This window comes from Methylophaga sp. OBS3 (assembly GCF_026319325.1).
GTDB lineage: Bacteria > Pseudomonadota > Gammaproteobacteria > Nitrosococcales > Methylophagaceae > Methylophaga.
Genome location: NZ_JAPDMU010000001.1, coordinates 168,704 through 181,307, shown reverse-complemented (window position 1 = coordinate 181,307; position 12,604 = coordinate 168,704). Strand labels below are relative to the sequence as shown.

Here is a 12,604-nt window from a genome sequence, read left to right as displayed (position 1 = left end):
ATAAAAAAGACAAGGAGCACAATATGGCGATTGAAGTAGGACAAACACTGCCTGCAGGTAAGCTGACTGAATGTGTTGAGTTTGATCCACACAATGGTTGCCCAATGAATCCGCAACCGCATGATGTGATGGATATGGCAAAAGGTAAAACTATTGTCTTGTTTGCTGTTCCAGGTGCTTACACGCCTCTATGCAGCGCACAGCATTTACCTGGCTTTGTTGCGTTAGCTGATGACATTAAAGCAGCTGGCGCTGACGAAATCTGGTGTTTATCAGTTAATGATGCTTTTGTTATGGCTTCATGGGGTCGTGAGCAAAATGCGGCTGGCAAAGTACGCATGATGGCTGATGGCAGTGCTGAATATGTTAAAGCTTTGGGCTTAGACCGCGATTTGACTGGTGGTGGCATGGGTATTCGTGCTTACCGTTTTGCCATGATCATTAAAGATGGTGAAGTCACTTATCTGGGTGTTGAAGGCTCAGGCGAATTTGGCAAATCAAAAGCTGAAACGATTTTAGAAGAACTCAAAAAATAATATTGTTTATTCAGCAGCGCCACTTGGCGCTGCTGTTATCAATTTGCTACGCAGTTAAGCGCTCTACCCCATCCGCACGGCCAATCAATACATCACTGGCTAACTGATAAAAAATGCCATGTTCAACTACACCCGGCAAAGCGGAAAGTAATTGATCTAATGATTTGGTCGTCATATCCGTAAATTTCATGTCTAAAACCAACGAACCTGACGCACTGTAAAAAACGTTATCACCAGCAGCATTCAGGCGTAAATCACCACTACCACCCGCTTGTTGCAAAGCCGTTCTGACCAATTGCCCATTCTCTGGACTCACTTCGATAGGGATCGGATTTTTGTCACCTATTGTGTCTACTAATTTGGAATCATCAACCAACACCACAAACTGATCGGCATGATGTGCAAGCAGCTTTTCACGGACCAAATCCTGACCACGTCCTTTAAGTAAACTCAAATCTGGGGCAACTTCATCTGCACCATCAATGTACAGATCCAATCCTGTCAGTTGACTCAAACTCATTACACTGAGTCCTGCTTGAATAGCGCGGTTGTGACTAATGATCGAACTTGCTACAACGCGAAGCTGTAGCTCTTGCTCACGACAACGATTTGCTAATGCATCAATAAATAAGTTCGCAGTTGAGCCGGTACCAAGGCCGACAATCATGCCGTTTTCAACCATTTCGGCAGCCGCGGCAGCGACCATTTGCTTGGGATTTAACGGTGTTGCTGTAGACATTCAAGCACTCCTGACAGGTTGGCAAATTATTTTCACAGCTTATCATGTTGCTATGACAAAGTCGGGAACTAGCACGGAGTTTACCTATGACAGATTTAGCAGCTATCGTCACAGAAATTGAATTGGCAACCGGTGACAATTGTCAGCCATTTAGTAGTCGCAGTATTGGCGGCGGCTGTATAAATAGTGCTTATTTATTAGAAACACCGGCTGGCGATTTTTTCGTTAAGGTCAATAGACCTGACTTAACCGAGATGTTTGCAGCCGAAGCCATCGGTTTACAGGAGATGAGTGTAATTAGTGCGGTTCGCGTACCAACCGTGATTTGCCATGGCCGCACTGCCAGCGATAGCTTTTTAGTGCTGGAATATATTCCCTTAGGCAGCCTTCGCGGTAAGGCTAATGCAACTTTAGGTGAGCAGTTAGCGCATTTACATGCGAAGGGTCAGCCTTACTTTGGCTGGTCGATGGACAACACCATTGGAAGTACACCACAACCAAATGACCGACAACATGACTGGGTTACTTTCTGGCAAGAGCAACGTTTACGACATCAATACCAACTTGCTGCCAAACGAGGCTTTGGTGGTCAGTTATTAAAAAATGGTGAGCTGCTTATTGAGAATGTGCCGGCTTTTTTCACTGACTACGCCCCACAGCCGTCTTTATTACATGGTGATTTGTGGAGTGGTAATGCTGCTGCCGATGATGCTGGTCAGCCAGTGATATTTGATCCTGCTTGTTATTACGGTGATGCCGAGGCCGACTTAGCGATGACGGAATTATTTGGTGGTTTTGGTAGTGATTTTTTTGCCGGTTACCGCTCAGTGAGAAATATTGATGCGGGTTATCGTGTTCGTAAGACTTTGTATAACCTTTATCATATTCTTAATCACGTTAACTTATTTGGTGGTGGTTACTTTGGCCAAGCAGAGTCAATGACTCATCAATTACTAGCAGAAGTAAAAGGATAAACATGCGTCAGATCAAAGTACTATTCGTTTGTATGGGCAACATTTGTCGTTCACCAACGGCTGAGGGTGTTTTCGTCCATTTGTTAAAGCAAAAAAACACCTTTAATCACTTTCAAGTCGATTCAGCTGGCACACATGCCTACCATGTTGGCGAACAACCTGACAGTCGTGCCCAGCAAACAGCCAGACAACGCGGCATTGATTTATCGTTCATCCGTGCCCGTAAATTTTCAAATAGCGACTTTGAAGAATTTGACTACATTCTGGCGATGGATTCTGACAATTTGCAGATTCTGCAACGTGCTTGCCCTGCTGAGTATCAACACAAAGTGCAGCTGTTTTTAGATTACGCGCCGGAACGCAATGAGCGTGATGTGCCTGATCCATATTATGGCGGTCCTCAAGGCTTTGAACACGTCTTTGATTTGGTGACCGATGCCTCGGAAGGCTTTTACCAAAAGGTGATGTCTTCGTAGCTTGCGATTCCACAAACAGGGCGTATGATTAAGCGATTTTTAATGACCGGCCAAACATAACCATGAAACTAAACGCGATGATTAAGGCTCATTTGAGTGCAAAATGGGCTGTTTTTTGGAGTTTGTTGTTATTACCCATCGCTGGTTTCGCTTCAGATGCTGAAATTGCGCTTTTAGATTTAACCCAGCATTGGGTTGGCTTTGCAGCATTAGCTATCTTCTTCGTTGCTTATGCTTTGGTCATTCTCGAAGAAGAAATCCATATGCGTAAATCTAAACCGGTGATCATCGCAGCCGGTTTAATTTGGGCTTTAATTGCCGTCATTTACGCACAACAATCTGATCCAGTATTCCATCACACAGCGGCAACCATGATCCGCCATAACTTATTGGAATACGCCGAGCTGTTCTTATTTTTGCTAGCCGCGATGACTTTTATTAATACCATGGGTGAACGTGGTGTTTTCGACGGTATTCGTGCTTGGTTGGTCAATCAGGGCTATACGCTGCGTAGCGTCTTTTGGCTAACCGGTTTAATGGCATTTTTCATTTCACCTGTTGCCGATAATTTAACAACAGCATTGTTGATGGCGACAGTAGTGATGACTGTTGCTGCAGGTAATCATAAGTTTATTGCTGTTGCTTGTATCAACATCGTCGTTGCTGCCAATGCCGGTGGTGCGTTCAGTCCCTTTGGTGACATTACAACCTTAATGGTTTGGCAAAAAGGCGTTCTTGATTTCACCGAGTTTTTTGCTTTGTTTGTACCGTCTTTAGTGAACTGGTTAATCCCTGCCCTGTTAATGTCATTAGCTATTCGTAATGTCGCGGCATTACCTATTCAAGAGAAAGCCTTATTAAAGCCAGGTGCATTTGTCGTGGTCGGGTTATTTATCCTGACAATTGCAATGGCAGCCAGCGGTCACCATTATCTGCATTTACCCCCGGTCATGGGCATGATGACTGGTTTAGGATTATTAAAACTTTACGGTTATGTGCTTAAAATGCGTGACAAAAAACACCTTAGCCGCCGTGAAAATGATGGTGAAACACCATTTAACTTGCAGGATGAAACCCAATCTCAGCAACCGTTTAATATTTTTAAACAATTACAACAAGCCGAATGGGATACCTTGATGTTTTTCTACGGCATCATTTTATGTGTTGGCGGTTTAGGTACCATCGGCTATCTCAGTGTTGGCTCACAATTACTTTATGGTGATTTAGGTGCAACCCAAGCCAATATCTTGGTCGGCCTTATCTCAGCGGTTATCGATAATATTCCGGTAATGTTTGCGGTGTTATCAATGATGCCGGAAATGAGCCAAGGTCAATGGTTATTAGTCACACTAACGGCTGGTGTCGGTGGCTCATTGTTATCAATTGGCTCAGCTGCCGGTGTGGCAGTCATGGGGCAAGCACGGGGTATTTACACGTTCTTTGGCCACTTAAAATGGATTTGGGCAATTGCTTTAGGTTATGCCGTCAGCATCTGGGTGCATTTATGGTTAAACGCGTCATTATTTAATGGTGTACCGCTAAACTAAGATTTGCTTAAAAATATAGGCGAATCACTAGCGCGGCAACACAAGCTGGTCGTTTACTGTTTTCGATTTCAATGGTGACTTCGCGAACCAGCTCAATCCAGCGACGACCGGGACGCATTTCAATAATCTTGCTACAAGCACGAATTCGCATCCCCGGTTTAACCGGTGCCAGAAACCGAACTTGTTCCATGCCAGAGTTAACGATCATTTTCGCTTCTGGGTAAGGATTATTATGTGGATCTACGCTGTCGGTCAGCATGGGAATAAGCGACAAGGTCAAAAACCCATGTGCCACAGTAGATTTGAACGGTGACTCTTGCGCTGCACGTTGTGGATCGGTATGGATCCATTGCTGATCACCTGTTACAGCAGCAAATCTGTCGATACTTTTTTGATTGATGGTAAACCACTCACCGATATCCACCGTATCGATCATTTGTTGCTCAATACGTGCTTTAACCTGCGCCATGGCTACTTGTGGGTCTAATTGCTCATGCTCAGCAATAGTGCCCTCATCATGCCAAAACCATAATTGGCCCCAAGGCAACGATAAATTACGCATGTCAGTCAGAGTGCGATTTAGACGCTGAGGCCAATCACGCAGTTTCTCCTCCACCTTCAGCCTAAACTCGGCATTCATGGATTCGATCTTTTCCTGACTTTGTTTTAATGAGTCAACTAATCGCATAACTGCTCCTTCCATGGTTCAATATAGCTTATTGAATAAATTCTGACACCTTTGTCCTTAGCAATTATGTTAAGCAGTTAACGTGCCAGCTAAATTATTGACACAGTCACTTATTGTCATTCAAAAAAACCGTAAATTTGAAGCCGGCTCGTCATAGCCTAAACATGGCCTAGCAGGTACAATTACGGCTTTGTTATTGACCTCGGGCGTCATCAATTATGCTTTTCAGCACAGATGATTTACGTATTGTCGGCATTCAAGAAGTATTGCCGCCAGCACAGTTACATGAACAATTACCTCTGACCGAACCCGCTTCGGAGACGGTTTTTAACGCCCGTAGTGCGACCCAAGCAATCTTGCATCAACAAGACGATCGACTGATTGTCATTATTGGCCCATGTTCCATTCATGACCCAAATGCAGCACGTGATTACGCTACGCGTTTACAGCATTTGATGACTGAGTTGGCTGATGATTTACATATCATCATGCGCGTTTACTTTGAAAAGCCACGTTCTGTTGTTGGTTGGAAAGGTCTGATTAATGATCCTTACCTAGATGGTAGTTTCAAAATCAACGATGGTTTGCATATCGCGCGCAAATTGTTACTCGATCTGGCTGAAATGGGTATCCCTGCTGCTACTGAATACCTTGATCTAATCAGCCCACAGTATATTGCTGATTTGGTTTCTTGGGGCGCTATTGGTGCACGAACAACTGAAAGTCAGGCTCACCGAGAGCTCGCATCAGGTTTGTCATGCCCTGTAGGTTTCAAAAACGCGACAGACGGTGGCTTACAGATTGCCGTTGATGCGTGTTTGTCAGCATCAAGACCTCATCACTTTATGTCAGTAACAAAATCTGGCCGTTCAGCGATTTTTTCGACGACAGGCAACCCGGATTGCCATGTCATTTTGCGTGGCGGAAAAAAACCAAATTACGATGCTGAAAGCATTAACGAAGCAGCTGAGGTCATTTCGCAAAGTGGTCAACCTGTTCGATTGATGGTGGACTGTAGTCATGCTAATAGCGGTAAAAGCCATGTACAGCAACCAACTGTAGTACGTGATGTTGCTGCACAAGTAGCTAATGGCGACTCAAGAATTATTGGTTTAATGCTGGAAAGTAATTTGGTTGGTGGCCGCCAAAATGCAGAACCCGGCAAACCACTGACCTACGGCCAAAGTATCACTGATGCTTGCATGGCATGGGATGACAGTGCCCCATTACTGCGTGAGCTTGCTGCTGCAGTTCGCGCCCGACGTGAAAAAAATAAGGCAGTTAAAGCCAGTTAGTTTGCTGGCTTTATTGTTTTAAAATCTTCTGACTGATTGTCTAAATAGCTTTTTTAAATAAGCAAATCAATATTTTGCCTTATGAAAACTAGCTCTGCTGCGTTATAATGCCCTGCTTACAAACGGCTTTTTGGCCGTATTTACATGAGTTTTAACGATAAAATTTAAGTTAATTCCTGAGAAAATCAGTAGGTTATTAAATGGCCGATTACGCCCTAATTCTAATTAGCACCATTCTGGTGAACAACATTGTGCTGGTGAAATTCCTCGGCCTGTGTCCGTTCATGGGTGTTTCACGCAAATTAGAAACGGCGATGGGTATGGCGTTAGCCACGACATTTGTCTTAACCCTGTCTTCGATCAGCAGTTATCTCATCAATGAGTTTTTACTGGCACCGTTTGGTATCGAGTTCTTACGGACGATTAGCTTTATTTTTGTGATTGCTGTCGTGGTGCAATTTACCGAAATGGTTGTACACAAAACCAGTCCGCTGCTTTACCAAGTATTAGGGATTTTTTTACCGTTGATCACCACTAACTGTGCGGTATTAGGTGTGGCTCTGTTAAATGTCCAAGAACAACATGGCTTTTTAGAGTCAGCGCTATATGGCTTTGGTGCTGCTGTTGGTTTCTCAATGGTACTGATTATTTTTGCCGCGATGCGTGAACGCTTAGCAGCTGCCGACGTACCTGTTGCCTTCCAAGGTGCAGCAATCGGACTTATCACTGCTGGCTTAATGTCTATGGCATTTATGGGCTTTGCAGGTCTGGTTAAGGTTTAAGGACGGCCAAAAGATATGTTAACTGCAATTATTGCTATTACATTGCTGGCCTTAGTGCTGGGTTTAGTGCTTGGCTATGCTTCGATTCGCTTCAAAGTTGAAGGCGATCCTATTGTCGATCAAATCGACAAGATCCTGCCGCAAACGCAATGCGGACAATGTAGCTTTGCCGGTTGCCGCCCTTATGCTGAAGCTATTGCCGCAGGTGAAGTCGACATCAATCGCTGCCCACCAGGTGGTGAAGCGACCATTCAAGCGTTAGCTGATTTGCTTGATGTCGAACCAAAACCACTTGATGAAGAGTGCGGTGTTGAAAAGCCGAAAATGTTGGCTGTTATCGATGAAGAGCGCTGCATCGGCTGTACTTTATGTATTCAGGCTTGCCCGGTTGATGCGATTTTGGGTGCTGCAAAACATATGCATACAGTAATTGCCAACGAATGTACTGGTTGTGAGCTTTGTGTTGAGCCATGCCCTGTTGATTGTATTGATATGGTTGAAACCCAACCAAATCCACACACATGGCGCTGGCCAGATCCATCGCACGTTAAGTTAGAACGGAGTAAAGGTTAATGCGGACACCAGTTAGTGACTTCCCTGGTGGTTTGCATTTACCCGGTCATAAAAAACGTTCTACGCAAACGCCGATTCGTAAAACGCCTATTAGCAAACAACTGATCCTGCCGCTTCAACAGCACATCGGGGAAGCCGCTGTGCCTGTTGTTGAGGTCGGTGATGAAGTCTTAAAAGGTCAGCGAATTGGTCGTGCTGAAGGTCACGTATCAGTCTGTTTGCATGCGCCAACTTCAGGCAAAATTGTTGCCATTGAAGAACGCCCTATTCCACACCCATCAGGTTTATCTGCACTTTGTGTGATTATTGAAACTGATGGTGAAGATCGGTGGGTTGAGCGTCAACCAGTTGCCGATTACAAAACTTTATCAGCACATGAAATCCGTCAAATCGTGCGTGATGCCGGTATTGTTGGTTTAGGTGGTGCAGGCTTCCCGAGTTTCATTAAGCTCAACCCGGGTGTGCATCATCAAGTCGATTTGCTGCTCATCAATGGTGCCGAATGTGAGCCTTACATCACTTGCGACACAATGCTAATGCGTGAGCGGGCTGAAGGCATTATTGATGGTATTGAAATTATGCGTCATGCCTTGAATGCCGCAGAAGTGATTATTGCCATCGAGGATAATAAGCCAGCTTCAATCTCAGCAATGCAACTGGCTTTGGCTGCGCGTACAGAACTTAAAAATATTGATGTTGTGGTGGTGCCAACCCGCTACCCAACAGGTGGTGAAAAGCAGTTAATTCAAGTGGTGACCGGTAAAGAAGTACCAAGTAACGGTTTACCGATTGATATTGGTATTGTCTGTCATAACCCGGGTACAGCTTATGCTGTGGCGCGTGCTGTGAATTACGGTGAACCGCTGATTTCACGAATTGTGACGGTCACCGGAACGGACGTTCCACATGCAGGTAACTTTGAAACGCTGTTTGGTACGCCAATCAGTGACCTGCTGGCATTTTGTGAGACTCGTCGTCAGCCTGATGAGCCCTTTATTCAGGGTGGCCCAATGATGGGTTATAGCCTTGCAGGTGATGAATTACCTATTACCAAAACGGCAAACTGCATTTTGGTCGGTGTTGAAGATGTGGCGCCTGCCAGCGAACCACTGCCATGTATTCGCTGTGGTGATTGTGCAGATGTTTGTCCGGCAAGTTTGTTACCGCAACAGTTGTATTGGTATTCACGCTCAAAAGAGTTTGATACTGCGCGTGATTACAAACTGTTTGATTGTATTGAATGTGGCTGCTGCGATTACGTTTGCCCGAGCAAAATTCCTTTGGTGTCGTATTTCCGTTTTGCCAAAACGGAAATCATGAACCAAGAGCGTGAGCAACGTAAATCAGACTTAGCACGTGAACGTCATGAAAGTCGTTTAGAGCGACTTGAGCGCGAGCGTCTTGAAAAAGAAGAGCGTCAAGCGCAGCGTAAAGCCGCGTTAGAAGCATCGAAAAAAGCTGCTGCAGCTAAGGAAGCAAAAGAGAAAGCAGCAGGCGATAAAGTCCAACCAAAATCGGATGAAAGTACGGCTGCCGAGGAGAAAAACTAATGCCAATTTTTCGGCTAAGCCCGCCGTTTTTGGCTGGCGCTAACCGTGTCACTTCACATATGTTGCAAGTGTTGCTGGCATTGATTCCAGCCATTGTTGTGATGGTGTACTTTTTTGGTACCGCGGTACTCATTAACATCACGATTGCAGCTGTGACCGCAGTTGCCAGCGAAGCCCTGATGCTACGTTTACGTGGACGTCCGCTTAAGCCTTTTTTGAGTGATGGTAGTGCTGTCGTGACCGCCGTATTGCTTGCGATCGCCATTCCGCCTCTATCACCATGGTGGTTGACAGTGATTGGTATCAGTTTTGCGATTATTTTTGCTAAGCACTTATATGGTGGTTTGGGCTACAACCCGTTTAACCCCGCCATGATCGGTTATGTGCTTCTGCTGATTTCATTTCCAGTCGAAATGACCACATGGTTGCCCGTGAATAGTCTTGCTGATCAACCTGTTGGCTTTATGACTGCGCTAAATGTCATTTTTACAGGTCAATGGCAAGGTCTGGGAATGGATGCTTTATCCGGCGCCACACCACTAGACAATATGAAAACCCAAATCAGCATGATGCGTTCGCCTGATTATGTTGCCAGCCAACCGATGTATGGTTTGTTTGGAGGTATTGGTTGGGAGTGGATCAACATCTGGTTTGCATTGGGTGGTTTGTGGCTAATGTATCGCAAGATCATTAGCTGGCATGTTCCAGTTGCCATGATTGCGGGTTTATTAGCAATCAGTACGGTGACTTGGTTAATCGCCCCGCAATTAACTGGCTCGCCAGTTTTCCACCTGTTAAGTGGTGGTTTTATGTTGGGTGCGTTTTTTATTGCAACCGATCCGGTTTCCGGCTCCACCACACTAAAAGGCCGTTTGGTTTTCGGTGCGGGTGTTGGCATGTTGGTTTATATCATCCGGATTTGGGGTGGTTACCCTGATGCGGTTGCTTTTGCCGTGATTATTATGAATATGCTGGTACCACTTATCGATTATTACACACAGCCAAAAGTCTACGGAGCACGCTAATGCAGGCACTTTGGCAAAACCCGGTTATTCGGGTCAGTTTGATGCTCGCGTTATTTGCAATTAGTGCCACAGCATTGGTTGCATTAACCGAAGAAAACACGCGCGCTCAAATTGCTGAAAATGAACGTGAAGCATTGCTAGAAGCGATTAGTGTTTTGGTGCCTGAAGATCAGTTCGATAATCAGATTCTGCAAGACACCATTACCCTGCCAGCAACGCCAGCATTAGGTACAACAGAAGACAGCAGTGTGTTTCGTGCTCGTATGAATAACGAGCCTGTTGCTGCTGTATTTACAACTGTGGCACCTGATGGTTACAGCGGCAGTATTCGTATGCTGATTGGTATTTATGTTGACGGCAGTATCGCTGGTGTTCGTGTTATTAATCACAAAGAAACACCAGGACTTGGCGACAAAATTGATGTCAAACGTAATGATTGGATCCTGCAATTTGCAGGCTTGTCATTAGGTCAGCCAGAAAAAAGCCAATGGCATGTTAAAAAAGATGGTGGTCAATTTGACCAATTTACCGGTGCCACCATCACACCACGAGCTGTCGTTAAAGCGATTCGTGGCGCTTTAGAATATTTTGAAGCAAACCGTGATGAACTGTTTGCCAAAGGTGAGGATACCCCATGAGTGTATACAGTCAGATCATTCAGGATGGCCTCTGGAAAAATAATCCGGGGCTAGTTCAGCTACTCGGTTTATGCCCATTATTGGCGGTAACCAATAATGTAATTAATGGGCTGGGCTTAGGATTAGCCACCATCCTGACATTAGTCGCGTCAAACGGCACGATTTCGTTATTACGAAATAACATTCCTGATGAAGCTCGCTTACCCGTGTTTGTCATGATCATCGCCTCTATCGTTACAGCGATTGAACTGTCGATGAATGCATGGTTTCACGAGCTGTATTTGATTCTCGGTATTTTTATTCCACTTATCGTGACCAACTGCTCCATTATTGGTCGTGCTGAAGCTTTTGCTGCACGTAATAGTGTGCTGCCATCACTACTTGATGGTTTCATGATGGGGGTAGGTTTCTTATTAGTACTGGTGGTGCTCGGTGCGTTTCGCGAATTGTTGGGCAGTGGCACATTATTCAGTGATGCTCACCTGATGTTTGGGGAAGCTGCGCGAGGCCTGACGATTACCGTTTTTGAAGACTACCGCGGTTTTCTGCTGGCATTGTTGCCACCTGGCGCCTTTATTGGTCTTGGTTTAATTGTGGCATTAAAAAATGTCATTGATGCACGCCATAAAGCGCGTCAACCAAAAACCGCTAAAGGCTTGGCAGGCGCTGCTGCAAGTTAGGCATGAATCAACAACAACGGCAGCAGTTCTTTAGTCGACTACAGGCCCAAAATCCTTCTCCAACAACGGAGTTGGAATATCAGTCGCCTTTTGAACTGCTGATTGCCGTGATTTTGTCTGCTCAAGCAACCGATGTCGGCGTCAATAAAGCCACACGCAAACTGTATCCGGTCGCCAATACGCCTGAAGCAATTCTGTCGCTCGGATTAGATGGCTTAAAAAGTTACGTGAAAACTATCGGCTTGTTTAATAGCAAAGCTGAAAACATCATGAAAACCTGCCAGATATTGGTTAACCAATATCACAGCGAAGTACCTGAAGATCGCGAAGCCTTAGAGTCATTACCCGGTGTCGGACGCAAAACAGCCAATGTGGTACTCAATACGGTGTTTAAGCACCCCGTTATGGCCGTTGATACCCATATCTTTAGACTCTCAAACCGGACAGGCCTTGCCAAAGGTAAGAATGTTCGCGAAGTCGAAGATAAACTCGTGAAAAATACGCCGAAAGAATTTTTGTTAGATGCCCATCACTGGCTAATATTGCATGGCCGCTATGTTTGTACGGCACGTAAACCAAAGTGCGACGAGTGTATCGTCAATGACTTATGTGATGACTTTAAACGTCAGCAAAAACGCGCCAAGCCGGTTTTCTAATGTTCAGCCAAGATCGTGATTCATTACGCCAGTTTTATCATCTGGTCTGGCAAAAGTGGCAACAGCAGCAACCACTATCAGGTCTAGAACAACAAGTTGCGATTGTTATTCAAGAGCATCCTGAGTATCAACCATTTATTACGCAAACAGAGGCCTCTCAACAAGAATTTTTTGTTGAAAATGGGCAATCCAACCCCTATCTACATATGGGACTGCACCTTGCTATTCGTGAGCAAGTCAGCACCAATCGTCCTGACGGTATTCGTGACGTCTACCAAACTTATTTGCAAGCCAATGATGGCAATCAATCAGCGGCAGAGCACGCCATGATGGAGTGTCTCGCCGAGAGTATCTGGCAAGCACAACGCAGCCAACAAGCCCCTGATGAATTAGCCTATCTCGAAGCATTACGGCAACGCAGCCGTTAACCTCATTCCCCTTTTCA

At 45.2% G+C, this 12,604-nt stretch carries 15 protein-coding genes; 13 read left to right on the top strand and 2 right to left on the bottom strand.

Annotated features, from left to right (window positions below; all coding sequences use genetic code 11):
- The first annotated feature begins 23 nt into the window (after positions 1 to 23).
- Positions 24 to 536, top strand: a complete 513-nt coding sequence (locus OMP94_RS00930; RefSeq protein WP_266274984.1) for a peroxiredoxin — start codon at positions 24 to 26, stop codon at positions 534 to 536.
- A gap of 46 nt (positions 537 to 582) precedes the next feature.
- Here the strand turns inward: OMP94_RS00930 and rpiA are convergent, their stop codons facing one another.
- Complete coding sequence (gene rpiA / locus OMP94_RS00925; RefSeq protein ID WP_266274982.1) at positions 583 to 1,275, bottom strand: ribose-5-phosphate isomerase RpiA; 693 nt, start codon at positions 1,273 to 1,275, stop codon at positions 583 to 585.
- A gap of 86 nt (positions 1,276 to 1,361) precedes the next feature.
- Here rpiA and OMP94_RS00920 point away from each other — a divergent pair, with 86 nt between their 5' ends.
- The 3 genes from OMP94_RS00920 to nhaD all read left to right on the top strand — a co-directional run bounded on the left by OMP94_RS00920 (position 1,362) and on the right by nhaD (position 4,272).
- Positions 1,362 to 2,249 carry a fructosamine kinase family protein gene (locus tag OMP94_RS00920; RefSeq protein ID WP_266274980.1) on the top strand — a complete coding sequence of 296 codons (888 nt, stop codon included), beginning with the start codon at positions 1,362 to 1,364 and terminating at the stop codon, positions 2,247 to 2,249.
- Positions 2,250 to 2,251: 2 nt separating this feature from the next.
- Positions 2,252 to 2,725: a low molecular weight protein-tyrosine-phosphatase gene (locus OMP94_RS00915; RefSeq protein ID WP_266274978.1), complete on the top strand. Its 474-nt coding sequence runs from the start codon at positions 2,252 to 2,254 to the stop codon at positions 2,723 to 2,725.
- Positions 2,726 to 2,802: 77 nt separating this feature from the next.
- Positions 2,803 to 4,272, top strand: coding sequence for a sodium:proton antiporter NhaD (gene nhaD, locus OMP94_RS00910; RefSeq protein WP_416240442.1), 1,470 nt, complete (start codon positions 2,803 to 2,805; stop codon positions 4,270 to 4,272).
- A 7-nt stretch (positions 4,273 to 4,279) separates the two neighbouring features.
- Here nhaD and OMP94_RS00905 read toward each other — a convergent pair whose 3' ends face one another.
- Positions 4,280 to 4,960 carry a MaoC family dehydratase gene (locus tag OMP94_RS00905; protein WP_266274974.1) on the bottom strand — a complete coding sequence of 227 codons (681 nt, stop codon included), beginning with the start codon at positions 4,958 to 4,960 and terminating at the stop codon, positions 4,280 to 4,282.
- Positions 4,961 to 5,178: 218 nt separating this feature from the next.
- On the opposite strand from OMP94_RS00905, the gene OMP94_RS00900 reads away from it, so the two are divergent.
- From OMP94_RS00900 to OMP94_RS00860, 9 genes are all read left to right on the top strand, one after another.
- The gene (locus OMP94_RS00900; RefSeq protein WP_266274972.1) at positions 5,179 to 6,255 is read left to right on the top strand and encodes a 3-deoxy-7-phosphoheptulonate synthase; all 1,077 of its coding nucleotides are present in this window, start codon (positions 5,179 to 5,181) and stop codon (positions 6,253 to 6,255) included.
- A 200-nt stretch (positions 6,256 to 6,455) separates the two neighbouring features.
- Positions 6,456 to 7,037, top strand: a complete 582-nt coding sequence (gene rsxA / locus OMP94_RS00895) for an electron transport complex subunit RsxA (protein ID WP_266274970.1) — start codon at positions 6,456 to 6,458, stop codon at positions 7,035 to 7,037.
- 15 nt (positions 7,038 to 7,052) lie between these two features.
- Positions 7,053 to 7,610 carry an electron transport complex subunit RsxB gene (gene rsxB, locus OMP94_RS00890; RefSeq protein ID WP_266274968.1) on the top strand — a complete coding sequence of 186 codons (558 nt, stop codon included), beginning with the start codon at positions 7,053 to 7,055 and terminating at the stop codon, positions 7,608 to 7,610.
- Complete coding sequence (gene rsxC / locus OMP94_RS00885) at positions 7,610 to 9,160, top strand: electron transport complex subunit RsxC (RefSeq protein ID WP_266274966.1); 1,551 nt, start codon at positions 7,610 to 7,612, stop codon at positions 9,158 to 9,160. Before rsxB ends, rsxC begins: the two co-directional genes overlap by 1 nt.
- On the top strand, positions 9,160 to 10,185 hold the full coding sequence (gene rsxD / locus OMP94_RS00880) for an electron transport complex subunit RsxD (RefSeq protein ID WP_266274964.1): 1,026 nt from the start codon (positions 9,160 to 9,162) through the stop codon (positions 10,183 to 10,185). The genes rsxC and rsxD overlap by 1 nt, the downstream gene beginning before the upstream one ends.
- Positions 10,185 to 10,823 carry an electron transport complex subunit RsxG gene (gene rsxG / locus OMP94_RS00875; RefSeq protein WP_266274958.1) on the top strand — a complete coding sequence of 213 codons (639 nt, stop codon included), beginning with the start codon at positions 10,185 to 10,187 and terminating at the stop codon, positions 10,821 to 10,823. Before rsxD ends, rsxG begins: the two co-directional genes overlap by 1 nt.
- Positions 10,820 to 11,503 carry an electron transport complex subunit E gene (locus OMP94_RS00870; RefSeq protein ID WP_266274955.1) on the top strand — a complete coding sequence of 228 codons (684 nt, stop codon included), beginning with the start codon at positions 10,820 to 10,822 and terminating at the stop codon, positions 11,501 to 11,503. Before rsxG ends, OMP94_RS00870 begins: the two co-directional genes overlap by 4 nt.
- A 2-nt stretch (positions 11,504 to 11,505) precedes the next feature.
- Entirely contained in the window at positions 11,506 to 12,159 is a 654-nt protein-coding gene (nth, locus tag OMP94_RS00865; protein WP_266274953.1) for an endonuclease III, read from the top strand.
- On the top strand, positions 12,159 to 12,587 hold the full coding sequence (locus tag OMP94_RS00860) for a DUF1841 family protein (protein WP_266274951.1): 429 nt from the start codon (positions 12,159 to 12,161) through the stop codon (positions 12,585 to 12,587). Before nth ends, OMP94_RS00860 begins: the two co-directional genes overlap by 1 nt.
- The last annotated feature ends 17 nt before the right edge of the window (positions 12,588 to 12,604 follow it).